The sequence below is a fragment of the Wenyingzhuangia fucanilytica genome (genome assembly GCF_001697185.1).
In the GTDB taxonomy this organism is placed as follows: Bacteria; Bacteroidota; Bacteroidia; order Flavobacteriales; family Flavobacteriaceae; genus Wenyingzhuangia; species Wenyingzhuangia fucanilytica.
The window spans coordinates 1,850,888-1,870,143 of record NZ_CP014224.1 but is presented as its reverse complement, the minus strand read 5'-3'; the positions used below and the strand labels follow the sequence as shown (position 1 = coordinate 1,870,143).

Below are 19,256 nucleotides of genomic sequence, written 5' to 3'. Positions count from 1 at the left end.
ATGAACCCGACAAAGGTTTTAATGGTGTGTTTGGGTAATATTTGTAGGTCTCCTTTGGCCGAAGGTATTCTTAAATCTAAAGTTCAAAGTCAGGATATTATTGTTGATTCTGCTGGTACTGGAGCATATCATGTTGGGAATTTGCCAGATTCAAGATCTATAGCTGTAGCAAAAAATCACGGATTAGATATTACTGATCAAAGAGCTAGAAAAATAGAAGTTTCTGATTTAGATACTTTTGATTTGATATACGCGATGGATGAATCTAATTATAGAAATATTTTAGCTTTAGCCCAAAATGATGTTCAAAAAGCTAAGGTTTTTATGATTATGAACGAACTGTTACCTGGCGAGAACGTTTCTGTTCCAGATCCTTATTATGGTGGTGACAATGGTTTTGAGCACGTATATCAAATGTTAGATGAGGCTTGCGAGGTCATCATCAATAAAATTAAATCATAAAATGAAAGGAAATTTATACTTAATACCAACTACTTTAGGAGATAACGAACCATTAGAGGTGATGCCTATTTCTGTAAAGTCTGTGGTAGAAAATTTAACTCATTTTATTGTTGAAAATGAAAAGTCTGCTAGACGATTCATAAAAAAAATTACTCCAACCAAATCTCAACCTAGTTTACAATTAAAATTAATTGATAAGTATGTAGACCCAGTAGAGGTAAATTCATACTTAGATGTTTGTATGGAAGGAACATCTATAGGTTTGTTGTCAGAAGCGGGAGTTCCTGCTGTAGCTGATCCTGGTTCAGATGTAGTTTCTTTAGCGCATAAGAAAGGAATTCGTGTTATTCCATTGGTAGGTCCATCTTCTATTTTAATGGCCATGATGGCTTCTGGAATGAATGGACAGAGTTTTGCTTTTAATGGTTATTTACCAATTGATAAAGGAGATAGAAAAAGAGAAATCAAACGTTTAGAGCGTTTGTCTAAAGATCATAAACAATCACAGATTTTTATAGAAACACCTTATAGAAATCACAAAATGTTAGATGATTTAAAAGCAACTTTATCTCCATCTACTAAACTTTGTATTGCTGCAGATATTACTATGCCATCAGAGTATATTAGAACTTTCACTGTGGCTGAATGGAAAAATCAGAAACCTGAAATTCATAAAATTCCAGCCATTTTTATTATTCACGCTTAATTTAGTGTTCACTAGAAGTAGTCCGTTTATACTTGAACTTTTTTTAACTCCGCTTGATGATCTAGTTTAAGAGGTGTTCAAGCGAAGTCGAGAACTGTTTTTACAATAAATTTTCTATCTGTGTATTCTGTGATTATTCAACCAACGTTGATAAGCGGCTGCATTCCTATTGTGCTGACTTAAGTTTTTAGCAAAATTATGTGTTCCTAATTTGTCGGGACTAGCACAAAAATAATAATACGAGTGTCTTTCAGCATCTAGTACAGCATCAATAGCATCTATATCTGGCATGGCAATAGCAGATGGTGGAATGTTTCTGTTTCTATAAGTATTATATGGTGAGTTGATTTCTAAATCTTTTCTCAATACTCGTTTGATAACAGTATCTCTACCGTATTTTTCCTTAATGGCATACACTATTGTAGGGTCAGCTTGCAGTGGCATACCAACTCTTACTCTGTTTAAATAAACTCCTGCTACTTTTTTTCTTTCGGGTTTGTGTTGGGTTTCTTTGTGAATGATAGAGGCTAAAGAAATTACTTCGTTTTTAGTCAGGTTTAATTTATTAGCTTTTTCGGTTCTATTGGTGTCCCAAAATCTATTGTAAGCATTAAGCAATTTACTTCTTAATTGATTTGGTGAAATGGTCCAGTAACATTCATAAGTATAAGGCATACACATATTTAATACTGTTTTATGTGTAAAACCTTGTTGTTTTAAAAAGTCAGGGTTTGTTAGACTATTTAAAATACTAATAGAATCTGCTTCAATTTGATGAGATAATCGTCCTGCTAAATCTTCAACATAGTTCTGATTGTTAAACGTAACTTTAACAGGAGTTTGTTTACCACTACGTAATAAGTTGATGATGTCACTAGCATTCATATCTTCCTTTAAAAGATACATTCCAGGTTTTATATGGTTGTATTTTTTTAAAGAGGCTACAATTTTAACATCACTTATGTCTTGGCAAATGGTGTCTAAAACATTGATGACTTGTGGGAGTGAATCAGTTGATTTTATATAGATTTTAGTATTGTGCTTTATTTGTGAACCATAGATAATACTATAGAAATAAATTGCTATAATGGTAATTGCTAGGCTAAAAACTCCTAGACTATAATATGTTTTTTTCATGTAAAATAGAAGGGTGAATTAACTGATAAAAAGCAACGTCTTTAAATTTTCCATTGCTAAAAATCCAGTCTTTACGAATACCAACTAATTGGTATCCTAATTTTTCAAATAATTGAATACTTTTTTTGTTGTCTGTTGTAATGTTAGCGTACAACTGTCTAAGGTTTAAAAAAGAAAATGCATATTTATTAAGAAGTTTTATTGCTTCTGTAGCGTAGCCTTTTTGTTGATGATTTTGATCGATTAAAATACCTACACCAGCTCTTAGGTGTTGAGGACTAAAATCGAATAAATCAATCATACCAACAATTTCATGTTTTTTGGTTTCTATAGCAAAACGTAATTGTTTGGCTTCATAAATATCTAAATGTGCATTTTCTAAATATTGCTTCAGGATATAACGAGAATACGGCGTTTGAGTATTGCTTACTTCCCAGTAAGCTTCATTATTTTCTATATTGTATAGAAATTCTAAATCTGTTGGCTCAAGAGCACGTAATCTGATGTTTTTACCTGTTAGCTTTCCCATGATATTTGATATTTCCGTTGAATACAAATGTTGCTGGTCCTTTTAGGAACACATTTTTGTAGCCATTTTCAGTAGGTTCAAAAGAAACTTCTAATTCACCACCTTCAACTTTTAAAGGAATTTTGGTGTTAGTAGTTTGCTTTTGTTCGTACATAGCTATAGCTACGGCTGTTACTCCAGTACCACAGGCAAGTGTCTCATTTTCAACACCTCGCTCGTAGGTTCTTACTCTAAATTTATCATTATTTAATGACTCTACAAAATTTACATTGGTTCCTTCTTGAAAATAAGGAGCGCCATATCTAATTTTTTCTCCATTTGTTTTAACATCATAAGCTCCAATGTTGTTTACCATTTGTACATGATGTGGAGAACCTGTGTTTAAAAAACAGTGGTTTTCATAAACTTCTACATTGTTTACATCAATCATTTGTAAGTTGGTAATTCCATCGTTATAAGTAGCATAATGTAAACCATCAATAGCATCAAATGTGGTTTCTTTTTCAAAAACCCCAAGTTTGTGAGCAAAAGCAACCAAACAGCGTCCACCATTACCACACATGGTGCTTTCAGTTCCGTCAGAATTGAAATAAACCATAGTGAAATCGTATTTGTCAGAAGGGTTTAACAACATCAATCCATCAGCACCAACACCAAAACGTCTGTCACATAAAAAATGCACTAAATCTGTATTTTCTCTAGGAAAACTAAGATCTCTATTATCTATTACAACAAAATCATTTCCGGTTCCTTGGTATTTATAAAAAGTGATATCCATTTCTAAATTTTTAATGACACAAAAATACAAAGAAAAATAGGAGCTCTAGTAAAACTCAGAATAGATTGAACAGATTTTTGTGTTTCGTTTAAATAGGTTGTAATTTTAAATAAAAAAAAGATGAAACAAATCATTCAATTATTAGTAAATGCTTTGGCTGTAGTGTTAATTGCTAATTTGTTACCTGGGGTAGCAGTAGCTAGTTTAGGAACGGCTGTTTGGGTTGCTTTAATTTTGAGTATTTTAAACTAATTGGTAAAACCTATCTTAATTATTTTAACACTGCCTATAACAGTATTAACCTTAGGGTTGTTTTTGCTGATTATTAATGCGATAATTATTAATATAGCCGATGCTTTAATTCCTGGGTTTACTGTAAACGGAATTGGTATTGCTATTTTATTTAGTTTGTTGCTATCTGTTTTAGAATCAGTTTTATACGCTTTGTTTGGACTGAAAGATTGACAGGTTTGATAAAGCCCCTAATTCCATTGGCATAGTTTTTGAAAATTTGATTTTGTATCATAAAAAATATAGTAATCATGAAACAAAATATTAAATTATTTATTGTTGCTCTTTTAGGAGGTTTTATTTCATTAACCCTATATAATACTTTAATTAGCCCCGAAAAAGAACAAGTTAATCAAACAGAAACACAGGCGGTAAATCACTTTCCGGTGTATACAAATAATTCAAAACTTGTAGCTGCAGAAAGTGCTGTTGATTTTACTACTGCTGCAGAAGCTACTGTAAATGCTGTTGTCCATGTAACCAATACTTCTGTTGGGGTACAGCAAGATCCGCTTGCACAATTGTTTTTTGGACAAGGATATGGAGGAAGAGAGTATAAAAAAGTAGGAACCGGTAGTGGTGTGTTAATTTCTCCTGATGGATATATTATTACAAATAACCATGTAATTGATAATGCTACAGATTTAGAAATTGTATTAAATAATAAGGAAAGGTATAAAGCCGAATTAATAGGTACTGATAAGGCTACAGATATTGCTTTGTTAAAAATTGACGCACAAGATTTACACTATATAACTTTTGGTGATTCTGATGCCACTAAAATTGGAGAATGGGCTTTGGCAGTTGGAAATCCATATAACTTAACCTCTACTGTAACAGCTGGTATTATTAGTGCTAAAGGAAGAGATTTAGGAGGGAATAATAGAATAGAATCATACATTCAAACAGATGCTGCTGTAAACCCAGGGAATAGTGGTGGAGCATTGGTGAATACAAGAGGAGAATTGATTGGAATTAATACAGCCATTTCATCTCAAACAGGATCTTTTGTGGGGTATTCTTTTGCAGTTCCTTCAAACATCGCAAAGAGAGTGGTAGAAGATTTAATGGAAAACGGAATGGTAAAAAGAGCTGTTTTAGGAGTTTCTATTGATGCGGAAAAGGATGTAAACGGAGTTTATGTATCTGATGTTTCTAAAGATACTGGAGCAGATAAAGCAGGAATAGAAAAAGGAGATGTTATTACAAAAGTAAATAATGTTGCCATTCATAAATTTGCTGATTTGGTGGGACAATTAACAGCAAAAAGACCTGGAGAAGAAGTAATTGTTACGGTAGATAGAGATGGGTCAGAAAAAACACTTAAAGTAAAATTATCAGAGATTAATGATTTAATTACAGAAGCTTTTGGAATTCAGTTTGGAACATTGTCCGATGCACATAAGAAAAAACTAGAGGTAAACGGTGGATTGTTGGTTAAGAAAATTAATAATAATGATTTACAAAAATTAGGAATAAGACCAGGATACGTAATTTTATCAATTAACAATATTAATGTAGATGCATTATCTGATGTTGATAAGGTTAAAAGTATGGTGAAATCTTCAGAAAAGATTAATAAATTAGTAGTTGTTAACCTAAATGGAACAAAGGAAACTTTTTCTAGAGGTTGGTAAAACTAAGTATTTGTACTGCTAAAAAAAACTACTCATTTTTTATTTATGTTAAATTATTACATTCAATTGTGTAACTCTGTTTATTTGTGTGGATTTTATGTAAATAAAATAGTAAATTTGCAGGCTAGCATAATTAAAAGTAAAAGATGAGTATTTTTTTGGGTACAGGTGTTGCGTTGGTAACTCCTTTTGATCAAGATGGGAATGTAGATGTTCAGGCTTTAGAAAAGTTGGTGGAATTTCAGATAGATAATGCTGTTGAATATTTGGTAGTTCTTGGAACTACTGCAGAAGTAGCTACTTTAACCAATGCAGAAAAAGAATTAGTTAAGACTACCATCATCAATACAAATGCAGGGAGGTTACCAATTGTTTTGGGAATAGGAGGAAATAACACAAGTGCTGTAGTAGAAGATATTAAAAACACTAATTTTGATGGAATAAGTGCTATTTTATCAGTGTCACCATATTATAATAAACCAACACAAGAAGGTATTTATCAACATTATAAAGCTATTGCAGAAGTTTGTCCTGTGGGTATTATTTTGTATAATGTACCAGGAAGAACAGCCTCTAATATATCACCAAAAACGGTAGTTAGGTTGGCTGAAATTCCAAACATTATTGGAATTAAAGAAGCTAAAGGAGATATGGATCAAGCTTTAAAGTTAATAAAGTTAGTTCCTAAAGATTTTTTAGTAATATCAGGAGATGATATGATAGCATTGCCAATTGTTTTGGCGGGAGGAGCAGGAGTGATATCGGTAATTGGGCAAGCGTTTCCAAGTGAGTTTAGCCATATGATTAGATTAGGATTGTTAGATAAAGCAAGAAAATCATTCGCAACTCAATATAGAATACAAGAGAGTATAGGTTTAATTTTTTCTGAAGGAAATCCAGTTGGAGTTAAATCATTATTAGAAATATTAGGACTTTGTAATAGTAGTGTAAGGTTGCCGTTGGTAAAAGCTACAGATAAATTACAAGGAGAATTAAGGCAATTTATAGAATCTTTCTACGTTGCATCGTAAAATATAATTTATGTTAAGAAGTGTAAAATTAAGTTTAGTTTTAACAGTAGTTCTGTTAGCATCGTGTGGTAAATATAACAAAGTGCTAAACAAGGGAACTTCTGAAGAACGATATGTTATGGCAAATGATCTGTATAAACAAGGATCATATGAGAAATCTAATCGTTTATTTGAACTTATTTTACCGGCTTATGAAAGTAAACCACAAAAAGAGGTTGTAGTATATCGTTTGGCAGATGGTAATTTTAACGTTAAAGATTATACAACTGCAATCTATTATTACGAAAAGTTTATCAGAAACTTTCCTAAAAGTACAGAGTTAGAAACAGCTCAGTTTCAAATTGCAGAAAGCTATTTTAACTTATCACCAAAATACAGTATTGATCAAACTGATACTAAAAAGGCGATGGAAGCTTTTCAGAGTTTTATAGATAAAAACCCTGACTCAGAAAAAATTACTGATGCCAATAATAGAATTAAAGAATTAAGTTATAAGCTAGAAACCAAAGCATTTGAAATAGCTAAACAATACTATAAAATTGGAAATTACATGTCTGCTATTGTAGCTTTTGATAATGTAATTTTAGATTATTTAGGAACTACTTATAAAGAGCAAGCAATGTTTTATAAGTTTAAATCTGCTTACGAATTAGGAATTAATAGTATATATTATAAAAAAGAGGATAGAATTAAAGATGCAATAAAAGTTTATACTAGATATAAAAAAGCATTTCCAAATTCAGAATATTTAGAAGAAGCTGATGATTTATACAATAAATTGTTAAAAGAAAGTCAGCCAAAACAAGAACAAAATAGTTAAGATAATTATATAAAAATCATGGATTACAAAAAAACAGAAGCTCCTTTGTCTACAATTACTTATGACAAATCAAAAGTAGAAGCGCCAACACAAAATATTTACGAGGCGATTTCAATTATATCTCAAAGGGCTACTCAGATTGGTAGTGATTTAAAAAAGGAGTTGGTAGATAAATTAGAAGAGTTTGCTACTTACAACGATAGTTTAGAAGAGGTTTTTGAAAACAAAGAACAAATTGAAGTTTCTAAATTCTACGAAAAATTACCTAAAGCTCATGCTATTGCAGTAGAGGAGTGGTTAGAAGGAAAAATTTACCACAGAAGACCAGAACAAGACTAATTTTCTATGAGTATATTAAGTGGGAAAAAAGTTTTATTGGGTGTTAGTGCAGGTATTGCAGCATATAAAACGGCTCATTTAGTAAGACAATTTATAAAAGCAGGTGCAGAAGTACAAGTTGTACAAACACCTGCTTCTAAAGAATTTGTTACACCGTTAACACTTTCTACTTTATCTAAAAATCCAGTACATTCTACTTTTTACAATGAAGAAGATGAGAATGCTATTTGGAATAATCATGTAGATTTAGGACTTTGGGCAGATATAATGCTTATAGCTCCAGCTACAGCAAATACATTGGCTAAAATGACCAATGGTGTTTGTGACAACTTACTTTTAGCAACTTATTTATCAGCCAAATGTCCTGTGTATTTTGCACCGGCTATGGATTTGGATATGTATCAACATCTTTCTACCAAAACAAGTATAGAAAAATTAACTTCTTTTGGTAATATTTGCATTCCTGCTACTAGCGGAGAGTTAGCAAGTGGATTGGTGGGGGAAGGAAGATTAGCAGAACCAGAAGATATTGTTGCTTTTATAGAAAAAGACATTCAGTCTAAATTACCTCTTAAGGGTAAAAAAATATTAATTACTGCAGGTCCTACATACGAAGCTATTGATCCTGTACGTTTTATTGGAAATCATTCTTCTGGTAAAATGGGGTTTGAAATTGCAAAATGTGCAGCAAATTTAGGAGCAGAAGTTATTTTAGTTAGTGGTCCATCAAATCAAAAAATATCACATTCCTTTGTAAAAAGAATTGATGTAGTTAGTGCAGAAGATATGTACTCTGCTTGTCATCAATATTATAAAGAAATGGATGTGGCCATTTGTTCAGCAGCAGTTGCAGATTATAAGCCTGCTAATGTGGCCAATCAAAAAATTAAAAAGAAAGATGCTGCTTTAAATATAGAGTTGAGTCCCACAAAAGATATTTTAGCATCTTTAGGACAGCTTAAAGAAAAGCAGTTATTAGTAGGTTTTGCCTTAGAAACCAACAATGAAGAAGAAAATGCAAAAGGTAAGATTGAACGTAAAAATTTAGACTTAATTGTATTAAATTCGTTAAAAGATAAAGGTGCAGGTTTTGCAACAGATACCAATAAAATTACTATTATTGATAAAGATTTTAAGTTTCAAAAATTTGAGATGAAATCAAAAGCAGAAGTTGCTCAAGATATTTTAACAGTTATTATTAAAAAGTTACATGTATAAACAATTATTTGTCTGTTTTTTTCTATTCGTTTTTACAAATGTAAAAGCCCAAGAATTAAATTGCAATGTAACCGTTAATGCAGATCAAATTCAGGTTTCTAATAATCAGATATTTAAAACTTTAGAAAATTCATTAACGGAGTTTATGAATCAAACGCAATGGACAAGTGTTGCGTTTAAAGATCACGAAAAAATTAAATGTGCTGTAACTATTTTGTTAACAGAACAAAAGTCTACAAATACTTTTACAGGAACCCTTCAGGTACAAGCTTCTAGACCTGTTTTTAATTCAGCCTATTACAGTCCTCTTTTAAATTATAAGGACAATAGTTTTTCTTTTCAGTATACAGAATTTCAACCTATAAACTATAATCCAAACGGATTTGAATCTAATTTGGTTTCTGTAATGTCTTATTATGCATATCTTATTTTAGGGATGTATGTAGATACTTTTAGTTTAGAAGGAGGAAGCCCTTATTTAAACAATGCCTTAACTATTGCAAATCAGTCACAACAATCTGGTTATTTGGGTTGGGAAAATAGCAAAGGAAATATTACTCGTTTTACTTTAATAGACCAAATGTTGGCTACGGTTAACGAACCTTATAGAAAGTTGGTGTATCAATATCATTTTGATATTATGGATGTTTTTGAGCGCAATCAAAAATCAGCAGCATCAAGAATGATTCAGTTATTACTACCTTTAGAAAAAATGTATGATGAAAATCCTAATAGTTTTATGATTAGAATTTTTATGGATGCTAAATCTGATGAAATTGTAAATATCTTTAAAAACAATTCGGCTGTAGATACTTCAGAACTGATATCAGTATTAAAAAGAGTTTCCTCTACCAACTCTAAAAAGTGGAGACAAATAGATTCTTTATAAATTATAAATCACATATATGTTAGTTTCATTATCTGTTCAAAACTATGCTTTGATCAAGAGATTACAAATAGATTTTACTAAAGGTTATTCTGTAATTACAGGAGAAACTGGTGCAGGTAAATCTATCCTTTTAGGAGCCTTAGGATTGGTTCTTGGAAATAGGGCTGATTTGACAAACCTAAAGGATAAGGATAAAAAATGTGTGATTGAAGCTGAGTTTCAAATTGGTTCTTATAAAATAGAGCAAGTTTTTGAAGATTTAGAATTGGATTATGAACCTTTAACTATAATTAGAAGAGAGTTATTGCCTAATGGTAAATCTAGAGCATTTGTAAACGATACACCAGTTAATTTAAAAGCTTTACAAGAACTTAAAGAGTATTTGTTAGATATACACTCACAACAAAATACTAGGTCGTTATCTGATAAAAATTATCAGTTTTATGTAGTTGATGCTTTGGCAGGTAATTTAGATATTTTAAAAACTTATCAATCCGAACATAAAAAGTATAAAAAAGCAGTAAAAGAATTAGCGGTATTAAAAACAAATCAAGAAGAGGCACAGCAGCAATATGAGTACAATTTGCATTTGTTTAAAGAGTTACAAAATGCAAAACTAAAAGAGGTTGATGAAATTGAAACTTTAGAGGCTGATATAGAAAAACTATCTCATGCAGAGGATATTAAAACTTATTTGTTTGAAAGTTTACAGGTGTCTACCGAAGAACAAATTGGAGCCCAAACTTTACTAAATCAATTACAAGTAGCTTTGTCTAAAATTGCTCCTTTTGATGAGGATTATACCTTAATGCACGAAAGGGCTAAGAGTTTAAAAATTGAATTAGATGATTTGGTTTTTGAATTAGAAAAACATGCCGAAAATGTTGAAGCAAATCCTGATGAGTTAGAAAACTTAAATGACAGATTAAGTTTGTTGTTTGATTTGCAAAAAAAACATTTTGTTACTTCTTTAGAAGAGTTAATTAAGGTTAGAGAAAATTTAGCAGAAAAAGTAGGACAAGTAGAAGATGCTGCAGATTTATTAGTTGCTGCAGAAAATAAGGTAAAAGAGCAAAAGGCATTAACATTAAAAATAGCTCAAGAAATTTCTAACAATAGAAAAAAGGTAGTTGCTAATTTAAAATCAGAATTAGAAACTGTTTTAGCTAAGTTAAGCATGGAAAATGCTCAGTTCTTAGTAGATATTCAGCCAGTAAAAGATTTTACAGAATTTGGAATAGATGATGTTTCTTTCTTGTTATCTTCTAACAAAGGATCTGATTTTGGTTTGTTAAAAAAGGTAGCTTCTGGTGGAGAACTTTCTAGAATTATGTTGGGAATCAAAATGATTTTATCAAAATTTGTGAGTTTACCTACCATATTGTTTGATGAAATTGATACAGGAGTTTCTGGTGATGTGGCTACAAAAATTGCTGATGTAATGAATACTATGGGGCAAAATATGCAAGTAATTACTATTACGCATTTACCACAAGTGGCCTCAAAAGCACAAACACATTATAAAGTATTTAAAAAGGTAGAAGGAGAAGAAACTGTGAGTTATTTAACAGCATTGGATACTAATGAAAGAATAGAGGAGATTGCAGAAATGTTAGGTGGAAAGGAAAAATCTAAATCAGCAATAGAACATGCTACACAATTGTTAAGTATTTAATAGGAAAAACTTATATTTGTCGAATCTATTAACCCTTATAGAACACTATATTTTAAACATATACATATGTACAATTTATTAAAAGGTAAAAGAGGAATCATCTTTGGAGCTTTAGACTCTAATTCAATTGCTTGGAAAGTGGCAGAATCTGCACATGCAGAAGGAGCAACTTTTGTTTTAACAAATGCCCCTATAGCAATGCGTATGGGAGAAATTAACGAATTAGCTGAAAAGACAGGTTCTGAAATAATTCCTGCGGATGTTACTAAATTAGAAGACATCGAAAACTTAATTGAGAAGTCAGTTGAGATTTTAGGAGGTAAAATTGATTTTGTTTTACACTCTATTGGAATGTCTGTAAACGTTCGTAAAAAAATTCATTATACAGACAACAATTACGATTTTACTCATAAAGGTTTTGATATTTCTGCATTGTCTTTTCACAAAGTAATGCAAGTTTTATACAAAAAAGATGCAATGGCAGAGTGGGGATCAATTGTAGCTTTAACTTATATGGCAGCTCAAAGAGTATTTCCTGATTATAATGATATGGCAGACAATAAAGCTTATTTAGAGTCTATTGCTCGTTCATTTGGATATTTCTTTGGTAGAGATCACAAAGTACGTGTAAACACTATTTCTCAGTCTCCAACAGCAACTACTGCTGGTAACGGAGTAAAAGGATTCTCTGGATTTATCAACTACGCTGAAAAAATGTCTCCATTAGGAAACGCAACAGCTCAAGAATGTGCAGATTATACTATTACTTTGTTCTCTGATTTAACCAAAAAAGTTACATTACAGAACTTATTCCACGATGGAGGTTTCTCTAACATGGGAGTTTCTAATGAAATTATGGCTGCTTTTGAAGATCAAGAATAGTCTTAAAAATTTTATCATAAAAAAAGCCTTTACGAAAGTAAAGGCTTTTTTTATGATGTATACTTATTGGTTTTATATAAACAATAAAGCCAATGTTAAAACAATTCCACCTAAAGTAAACCACATTCCTTTTTTAAAAATTGCTGTTTTGGGCATAAACATCCAAAAAGAAGAAATAGAAAAGAATAATAATGAAACTCCAAAAAATATGTTTAACCAAAATAAAGGATGGTCAGAGTTAGCTTTGTGAAGCTTTGTCATTTGATGTAAAGCATAAGGAAGTTCCTTGGTAGTATAATTGGCAACTCCAGTTTGTTTATTATATTCTCCGTTTTTAAAGAATACAGTGTTGTTTTCTTCTTTTAAAACTTTAAAATTCTTTTGCCTTAAACTTCTCCCAAGTTCCTTGTTAGGAATGTTTTTTCCTATTTCACGTTGAATGGTTGTTTCGTTCTTTAAAAAATCTGTATTTCTAAAAATTAAAACGATTCCACTTAGTGCGTAAACACTCATAATTCCAATTAAAAAAAATCCTAAATACCTGTGGATAATTCTCATGTACTTATTTGTCATTTGTTATATTTTTTGTTCTAAGACATTATTTAATTATAAAGGTTTAATAAGGGGAGAGGGGAATTAAAAATTTTATCAGAAAGGGATTTTAGATAAAATTTTTTGCGTCACGAAAGTATCAATTTTTTTTGGAGCTTTAAATCTATATCCTATAAAAAAACGAAAGAATAATTCGTTATGAAAGTAGGTTGTGCTAGATTTTTTTCTTAGTTCCTGATTCCATGTTTTGGCTAATTTTAATCCAGAAAAAAAGTATTCATTATCATATCCCATTGCAATTTCGGCCTTAGCCTGCATAATGATATTATGACTTGTACTTTGAATAGAGTTATCTAAAGAACGAGTAGTTAATTGTAAATTTTTGTAGCCAGCACCTCCAATGGCTCCACCAGAAATATAAAAATTCTCTTTAAGAATATGGGTGTGATGATAACCAATTTCGGGAACAATTTCAAGAGTTTTAGACTGTTGAGTTGAGTTGTTGGTCGTTAATGTTTCTTTGTCATCAATAATATAATATTGATAAGAAATAGAAGGGATAAAACTACCTGTGCTTTTTAGCTGTTTTTCATTTTGATTGGTTACAAATTTTAAAGAAAAGTTTGGATTCATAACATATGAACTAATTCCTGTAATTGCGGTGTAGTGCAAATTAGGGAATTGAAGGTATTGATCCGTTTTAGGATCCCAATCAGAAATAAAATCTTTGGTGTTGGTGATATAATATCCTTTAGTTTTATTATATGATAAATAATGATGCCAACGCTTTATAAAAATATCTAAATCAAAAGAAAATAGTTTTGATTTTCCTTTACGATCATGATTATAATGATGTATAAACTCTGTGGGTAATTTTATAGAAAAGGATACAAAGCGATAATTAAAACCTAGTTTGGTAATGAATTCTGTATTTGGAGCAAGTTCAAATTTTTGTTGTGGACTTTTTACCGAAAAGCTTTCGGTTTTATTGCTAGTACTTAGTTTAAGCGTAATTTTTTTATTTAAGTCCACTATATATGTAGAGTCTTTAGTTGTTTGACAAAACATATTTATAGAAGTTAATAATATGATTAAAGTCTTAAAATATTTCATCACAGTTAAACTATTATATCTCTCATAAATTAGTGTGGTTAAGATAGTAAAATAAGAAGTATAGGTTTTTAAATATTTGATATTCCTTTAGTAATTTTTATTTTGTCCTAAGGCATGATGTTTTTTTGTAGCAAACTTTTTAGGAATTAGAACATTTTAAATTTGACTGATGATTAGGGGGGGATGTTCAAAAGCTAGTTTGGTGTATGAGGTTTAGCTGCTTTAAGTTTAAAGGGGGAATAGAAAGAAAAAGGGTTAGGAACAAGTTATGGTTTTTTAGTTTCTGTTTTTAATTCAGTTGTAGGGTTTTATTCAAAAACTATAATTTTTTGAAACTCCTATGTTTACAATAAATAAGAATATATACAAAAAGAAAAAAGGAGTAGAAAATTAATTCCTACTCCTTTTTTTATGTAATCTCTCTAAAAGTAGAGAGGCTTTTATAACATTGTACTGAAAACTAGTTTGTTAAAAAATTATTCTATTACAATTCTTTTATTAACAAAACTTCCATTTTCCATATACAGTCTAATGAAATATACACCAGAATTAAGCTTACTTACATTAATAGTAGTGAAGTTTGTACTTTCATAAACTCTTTTTCCTGAAGCTGAGTAGATCTCAAGTTTAGTAGTAGGCAAACTTGTTTTTACATAAATAACATCTTTTGCTGGTATAGGATAAATTTCTATATCACTCTCTAATAATACATCGTCATCAATAGATAAAGTATTACATTCAGCTTCAGTCTCTACAAAATTAGCTGTAGCATCTATATTTGTAAAATTGGCTTCTGCATATGTTTTGCTATCCACAAAGATACAGGTTAAGCTAGAGTTGTTTGTGGCATTCATAGCTGTTAAACTCGAATTGGCACCATTTCTTAGATCTAAAGTACTCAAACTATTATCAGAACAGTATAACTCAGTCAGTGCCGTGTTACTACTCAGGTCTAAGGCAGTTAAACTGTTATTATCACAGCTCAAAGTTGTTAGTGCTGTATTACTACTCACATCTAAAGCATTTATACTATTGTTATTACAACTCAAAGTTGTTAGTGCCGTATTATTACTCACATTTAAGGCGTCTAAATTGTTGCCACCACAACTCAATACTTCTAGTGCCGTATTACTACTCACGTCTAAGGCATCTAAATTGTTATCAGCACAGTACAGAGAGGTCAATGCTGTATTACTACTCAGATCCAAGGCTGTCAAATGGTTCTCAATACAGTTTAACTCGGTAAGAGAAGTAAAAGCCTCTATACCCTCAAGAGAATTAATATTCTCTCTATAAACATTTAAAGACGTTACACCACTAATGTTAGCTGTTAGAACTAGACCATCTCGTGTTCCAGAATCATAACCTAAATCCTTTAATACATCCTCGAAGTTGGAATCAGGAATTTGTGTATATAATTGAGTGCATTCTTGTAAAGTTTCCATAAAACTAGCCGTAGCATCTACATTTGTAAAGTTAGATTCTGCATAGGTTTTGCTATCCACAAAGATACAGCTCAAATCAGGATTGTTTGTAGCAACCATCGTTGTAAAATTCTGATTAACACCATTTCTTAGATCCAAGGATGTTAATTTATTATTACTAACATCTAATTCTGTAAGATATGTACTGGTCCACAGATCCAATGTGCTTAAGAAATTATTATTAACACTTAATTTTGTAATGGCTGTATTGGCACTTATATCTAACTCGGTTAATTTATTATTATTAAGATTTAATTCTGTAATGGCTGTATTGGTACTTAAATCCAATGTGGTTATTTGATTATCATTAGCATCTAATATTGCAATCGCTGTATTGGTACTTAGATCCAATGCGGTTAATTGATTAGTGTCAACATATAAATTTGTAATCGCTGTATTGGCACTTAGATCTAATGTCATGAATAGATTATTAGACAGACCTAACTCTGTAATAGCTGTATTGTTACTTAGATTCAATGCACTTATTTGATTATCACTAACAAATAACTTTTCAAGCGCTGTATTTGCACTTAAATCCAATGTGGTTAAACTGTTTTCATGTAGATATAATTCTGTAATCGCTGTATTGTTACTTAAATCTAATGTGGTTATTTGATTTTCAGAAAGGTCTAATTCTGTAATTGCTGTATTGGTACTTAAATCCAATGTGGTTAAACTGTTTATAGAACAGTCTAAATTTGTTAATGCTACAAAAGCTTCTATACCCGTAAGATCACTAATATTACTAACAGAAACATTTAAACTAGTTAAGGTATTGATATTAGCTGTTGGCACTCCACCATCAACAGATCCAGAATCGTGTCCTAAATCAATAAGAGCTTGCTCAAAATTAGCATCGGGGATAGCGGTATAAAGACCACATTCAGCTTTAGTTTCCAAAAAGCTAGCTGCACCATCTACATCGGTAAAATTGGCCTTTGCATAGGTATGGTCGTCCACAAAGATACAGGTTAAGTTAGGGTTATTAGTGGCATTCATCGTTGTAAAATTCTGATTATTACCATTTTTTTATATCCAATGTGGTTAATTGATTGTCATTAGCAGTTAAACTTGTAAGTACTGTATTAGTATTCAAATCCAAAGTAGTTAAACTGTTGTTAGAACAGTTCAAACTTGTTAGTGCCACAAAATCCTCAATACCTGTAAGATCACTAATGCTAGTATTAGAAACATCTAAACTCGTTAAGACATTGATATCAGCTGTATACACCTTACCATCAATAGGTCCTGAATCGTGTCCCAAATTAATAAGAGCTTGCTCAAAATTAGCATCAGGAATCTGTGTATAATTCAGGGAGCATTCTTGGTCAGTCTCCATAAAATTAGCTGTAGCATCTACATTTGTAAAATTGGTATCAGCATAGGTTTTGCTATCCACAAAGATACAGGTTAAATCAGGATTGTTTGTAGCATCCATAGCTGTTAAACTCTGATTGGCACCATTTCTTAAATCTAATGTGGTTAATTCATTATCATTAATATATAACTCAATAAGCGCTGTATTGGCACTTAAATCAAATGCGTCTAATTGATTATCAGAAAGGTATAAATATTCAATAGCTGTATTGTTACTTAAATCTAATGCGTCTAATTGATTATTGTTAACATATAAATCTGTAATCGCTGTATTGGTACTTAAATCTAATGTGGTTAATTGATTAGTGCTAACATCTAAATCTGTAATTGCTGTATTGGCACTTAAATTCAATGCGGTTAATTGATTAGTGCTAACATCTAAATCTGTAATTGCTGTATTGGTACTTAAATCTAATGTGGTTAATTGATTAGTGCTAACATCTAAATCTGTAATTGCTGTATTGGTACTTAAATCTAATGTGGTTAATTGATTAGAGTTAACATCTAAACTTTTAAGTGCTGTATTGGCACTTAAATTCAATGCGGTTAATTGATTCTCATAAACACTTAAATTTATAATTGCTGTATTGGTACTTAAATCTAATGCGGTTAATTGATTCTCAGAAAGGTGTAAATATTCAATCGCTGTATTGGTACTTAAATCTAATGTGGAGAATTGATTATCTTCAAGATTTAATTCTGTAAGTACTGTATTGCCACTTATGTTCAATGAGGTTAATAGATTCTTATCAGCACTTAATGAAGTAATCGCTGTATTGGTACTTAAATCCAATGCGGTTAATTGATTAGTGCTAACATCTAAATCTGTAATTGCTGTATTGGTACTTAAATCCAATGTGGTTAATTGATTGTGATGAAGATTTAACGTTGTAAGTGTTGTATTGCCACTTATATTCAATGATGTTAATAGATTGTGTGTAACTTTTAATTCTGTAATTGCTGTATTGGTACTTAAATCCAATGAAGTTAATTGATTATCATCAACATTTAATGTAGTAATCGCTGTATTGGCACTTAAATTCAATGCGGTTAATTGATTCTCATAAACACTTAAATTTATAATTGCTGTATTGGTACTTAAATCTAATGTGGTTAATTGATTATCATAAACACTTAAATCTGTAAGTACTGAATTTCCACTTATGTTCAATGAGGTTAATTGATTCTGCTGAGCATTTAATGTAGTAATCGCTGTATTGGTACTTAAATCCAATGCGGTTAATTGATTATTGTTAACATATAAATCTGTAATTGCTGTATTGGTACTTAAATCCAATGATGTTAATAGATTCTCCTCAGCAAGTAACGTTGTAAGTGCTGTATTTCCACTTATATTCAATGATGTTAATTGATTATTGTTAACATTTAAATCTATAATTGCTGTATTGGCACTTAAATCCAATGAGGTTAAACTATTTTCAGAAAGGCTTAATCCTATAATTGCTGTATTAGTACTTAGATTTAATGCGGATAATAGATTATTATGAATCGATAACTCTTCAATGGCTGTATTGGTACTTAGATTTAATGTAGAGAAGTCATTGTAAGAAAGATCTAATGCTTTAATCGCTGTATTGGCACTTAGATCTAATGTAGATAATTCATTGTCAGAAAGATTTAAAAATTCAATTGCTGTATTGGTGCTTAAATCTAATGTGTTTATATTATTCTCCTCAGCATTTAATGTAGTAATCGCTGTATTAGCACTTAGATTTAATGTAGAGAAGTTATTGTCAGAAAGATCTAAATCTGTAATTGCTGTATTGGCACTTAGGTCTAATGTGTTTAAATCATTTTCAGAAAGATTTAAAATTTCAATTGCTGTATTGGCACTTAAATTCAATGTGCTTAAACTATTTAGAGAACAGTCCAAATTTGTTAGGGCAACAAAATCTCCTATACCTGTAAGATTACTAATACCCATGTCAGAAACATTTAAACTTGTTAAGTTATTGATATTAGCTGTTGGCACGGTACCATCAACAGTTCCTGAATCGAGCCCTAAATTAATAAGAGCTTGCTCAAAATTAGGATCGGGGATGCTAGTTGTCTGCGCTGAAAGCAGCCCAGCAATAAATAAAAAAATTAGTAGAGTAGTTTTTTTCATCACATTAATTTTTAGTTTATAATAATAGGTTTTTATACAAAGTACAATAATACATTTTAGAATCATATATAAAAGTGTTTATTCTTTTTTTACCACAAATACATGAATCATAAAATATGTTTTTTATTGCCCTCAATATAAAGCAAATATACATCTTTTAGTTTCTTATGGTTTCTGTTTTCCTAAAAATAGGTTGACTTTTGAATTT

General features: G+C 30.8%; 17 protein-coding genes and 1 pseudogene. 11 read left to right on the top strand and 7 right to left on the bottom strand.

The genetic code is table 11. From position 1 onward, the window contains the following. Positions 1 to 462: a low molecular weight protein-tyrosine-phosphatase gene (locus AXE80_RS07565; protein ID WP_068825957.1), complete on the top strand. Its 462-nt coding sequence runs from the start codon at positions 1 to 3 to the stop codon at positions 460 to 462. 1 nt (position 463) lies between these two features. Next, entirely contained in the window at positions 464 to 1,168 is a 705-nt protein-coding gene (locus tag AXE80_RS07560; protein WP_068825955.1) for an SAM-dependent methyltransferase, read from the top strand. 114 nt (positions 1,169 to 1,282) lie between these two features. Here AXE80_RS07560 and mltG read toward each other — a convergent pair whose 3' ends face one another. The 3 genes from mltG to dapF are packed head-to-tail and all read right to left on the bottom strand — an operon-like array spanning position 1,283 to position 3,612. After that, entirely contained in the window at positions 1,283 to 2,305 is a 1,023-nt protein-coding gene (mltG, locus tag AXE80_RS07555) for an endolytic transglycosylase MltG (RefSeq protein WP_068825953.1), read from the bottom strand. After that, a complete protein-coding gene (locus AXE80_RS07550; RefSeq protein ID WP_068825951.1) occupies positions 2,286 to 2,834 on the bottom strand; it encodes a GNAT family N-acetyltransferase in 549 nt (182 codons plus the stop codon). The genes mltG and AXE80_RS07550 overlap by 20 nt, the downstream gene beginning before the upstream one ends. Next, positions 2,815 to 3,612, bottom strand: coding sequence for a diaminopimelate epimerase (gene dapF, locus AXE80_RS07545; RefSeq protein WP_068825949.1), 798 nt, complete (start codon positions 3,610 to 3,612; stop codon positions 2,815 to 2,817). Before dapF ends, AXE80_RS07550 begins: the two co-directional genes overlap by 20 nt. A 120-nt stretch (positions 3,613 to 3,732) precedes the next feature. Here dapF and AXE80_RS07540 point away from each other — a divergent pair. The 9 genes and pseudogenes from AXE80_RS07540 (at position 3,733) to AXE80_RS07500 (ending at position 12,394) form a co-directional block, all read left to right on the top strand. Beyond that, a pseudogene (locus tag AXE80_RS07540) lies at positions 3,733 to 4,077 on the top strand (phage holin family protein). A 77-nt stretch (positions 4,078 to 4,154) separates the two neighbouring features. Then, entirely contained in the window at positions 4,155 to 5,540 is a 1,386-nt protein-coding gene (locus tag AXE80_RS07535) for a trypsin-like peptidase domain-containing protein (RefSeq protein WP_068825947.1), read from the top strand. Positions 5,541 to 5,686: 146 nt separating this feature from the next. Further along, positions 5,687 to 6,571: a 4-hydroxy-tetrahydrodipicolinate synthase gene (dapA, locus tag AXE80_RS07530; protein ID WP_068825945.1), complete on the top strand. Its 885-nt coding sequence runs from the start codon at positions 5,687 to 5,689 to the stop codon at positions 6,569 to 6,571. A gap of 10 nt (positions 6,572 to 6,581) precedes the next feature. After that, a complete protein-coding gene (locus AXE80_RS07525) occupies positions 6,582 to 7,391 on the top strand; it encodes an outer membrane protein assembly factor BamD (protein WP_068825943.1) in 810 nt (269 codons plus the stop codon). An 18-nt stretch (positions 7,392 to 7,409) separates the two neighbouring features. Further along, positions 7,410 to 7,730: a DNA-directed RNA polymerase subunit omega gene (locus AXE80_RS07520; RefSeq protein ID WP_068825941.1), complete on the top strand. Its 321-nt coding sequence runs from the start codon at positions 7,410 to 7,412 to the stop codon at positions 7,728 to 7,730. A gap of 6 nt (positions 7,731 to 7,736) precedes the next feature. Continuing rightward, positions 7,737 to 8,948 (top strand): bifunctional phosphopantothenoylcysteine decarboxylase/phosphopantothenate--cysteine ligase CoaBC, encoded by a 1,212-nt coding sequence (gene coaBC, locus AXE80_RS07515; protein WP_068825939.1) that lies wholly within the window; start codon positions 7,737 to 7,739, stop codon positions 8,946 to 8,948. Continuing rightward, positions 8,941 to 9,837 (top strand): type IX secretion system protein PorD, encoded by an 897-nt coding sequence (gene porD, locus AXE80_RS07510; RefSeq protein WP_068825938.1) that lies wholly within the window; start codon positions 8,941 to 8,943, stop codon positions 9,835 to 9,837. The genes coaBC and porD overlap by 8 nt, the downstream gene beginning before the upstream one ends. A 16-nt stretch (positions 9,838 to 9,853) precedes the next feature. Then, positions 9,854 to 11,512 (top strand): DNA repair protein RecN, encoded by a 1,659-nt coding sequence (recN, locus tag AXE80_RS07505; protein ID WP_068825936.1) that lies wholly within the window; start codon positions 9,854 to 9,856, stop codon positions 11,510 to 11,512. A 66-nt stretch (positions 11,513 to 11,578) separates the two neighbouring features. Further along, entirely contained in the window at positions 11,579 to 12,394 is an 816-nt protein-coding gene (locus AXE80_RS07500; RefSeq protein ID WP_068825934.1) for an enoyl-ACP reductase FabI, read from the top strand. A gap of 72 nt (positions 12,395 to 12,466) precedes the next feature. Here AXE80_RS07500 and AXE80_RS07495 read toward each other — a convergent pair whose 3' ends face one another. The 4 genes from AXE80_RS07495 to AXE80_RS07480 all read right to left on the bottom strand — a co-directional run bounded on the left by AXE80_RS07495 (position 12,467) and on the right by AXE80_RS07480 (position 19,048). After that, entirely contained in the window at positions 12,467 to 12,967 is a 501-nt protein-coding gene (locus AXE80_RS07495) for a hypothetical protein (RefSeq protein WP_068825932.1), read from the bottom strand. A 75-nt stretch (positions 12,968 to 13,042) separates the two neighbouring features. Beyond that, positions 13,043 to 14,014, bottom strand: coding sequence for a DUF4421 family protein (locus AXE80_RS07490; protein ID WP_068825931.1), 972 nt, complete (start codon positions 14,012 to 14,014; stop codon positions 13,043 to 13,045). 521 nt (positions 14,015 to 14,535) lie between these two features. Next, the gene (locus tag AXE80_RS07485) at positions 14,536 to 16,542 is read right to left on the bottom strand and encodes a T9SS type A sorting domain-containing protein (protein ID WP_068825929.1); all 2,007 of its coding nucleotides are present in this window, start codon (positions 16,540 to 16,542) and stop codon (positions 14,536 to 14,538) included. A 19-nt stretch (positions 16,543 to 16,561) separates the two neighbouring features. Further along, complete coding sequence (locus AXE80_RS07480; RefSeq protein WP_157359373.1) at positions 16,562 to 19,048, bottom strand: leucine-rich repeat domain-containing protein; 2,487 nt, start codon at positions 19,046 to 19,048, stop codon at positions 16,562 to 16,564. Positions 19,049 to 19,256 lie beyond the last annotated feature (208 nt).

Bases quoted from the DNA above. Each gene is read 5' to 3' on its own strand.
- AXE80_RS07500 (WP_068825934.1), top strand. From the start codon at position 11,579: ATGTACAATTTATTAAAAGGTAAAAGAGGAATCATCTTTGGAGCTTTA.
- AXE80_RS07525 (WP_068825943.1), top strand. From the start codon at position 6,582: ATGTTAAGAAGTGTAAAATTAAGTTTAGTTTTAACAGTAGTTCTGTTA.
- dapA (WP_068825945.1), top strand. From the start codon at position 5,687: ATGAGTATTTTTTTGGGTACAGGTGTTGCGTTGGTAACTCCTTTTGAT.
- recN (WP_068825936.1), top strand. From the start codon at position 9,854: ATGTTAGTTTCATTATCTGTTCAAAACTATGCTTTGATCAAGAGATTA.
- AXE80_RS07485 (WP_068825929.1), bottom strand. From the start codon at position 16,542: ATGAATGCCACTAATAACCCTAACTTAACCTGTATCTTTGTGGACGAC.
- dapF (WP_068825949.1), bottom strand. From the start codon at position 3,612: ATGGATATCACTTTTTATAAATACCAAGGAACCGGAAATGATTTTGTT.
- coaBC (WP_068825939.1), top strand. From the start codon at position 7,737: ATGAGTATATTAAGTGGGAAAAAAGTTTTATTGGGTGTTAGTGCAGGT.
- AXE80_RS07565 (WP_068825957.1), top strand. From the start codon at position 1: ATGAACCCGACAAAGGTTTTAATGGTGTGTTTGGGTAATATTTGTAGG.
- AXE80_RS07480 (WP_157359373.1), bottom strand. From the start codon at position 19,048: ATGAAAAAAACTACTCTACTAATTTTTTTATTTATTGCTGGGCTGCTT.
- AXE80_RS07535 (WP_068825947.1), top strand. From the start codon at position 4,155: ATGAAACAAAATATTAAATTATTTATTGTTGCTCTTTTAGGAGGTTTT.
- AXE80_RS07550 (WP_068825951.1), bottom strand. From the start codon at position 2,834: ATGGGAAAGCTAACAGGTAAAAACATCAGATTACGTGCTCTTGAGCCA.
- mltG (WP_068825953.1), bottom strand. From the start codon at position 2,305: ATGAAAAAAACATATTATAGTCTAGGAGTTTTTAGCCTAGCAATTACC.
- porD (WP_068825938.1), top strand. From the start codon at position 8,941: ATGTATAAACAATTATTTGTCTGTTTTTTTCTATTCGTTTTTACAAAT.
- AXE80_RS07490 (WP_068825931.1), bottom strand. From the start codon at position 14,014: ATGTTTTGTCAAACAACTAAAGACTCTACATATATAGTGGACTTAAAT.
- AXE80_RS07520 (WP_068825941.1), top strand. From the start codon at position 7,410: ATGGATTACAAAAAAACAGAAGCTCCTTTGTCTACAATTACTTATGAC.
- AXE80_RS07495 (WP_068825932.1), bottom strand. From the start codon at position 12,967: ATGACAAATAAGTACATGAGAATTATCCACAGGTATTTAGGATTTTTT.
- AXE80_RS07560 (WP_068825955.1), top strand. From the start codon at position 464: ATGAAAGGAAATTTATACTTAATACCAACTACTTTAGGAGATAACGAA.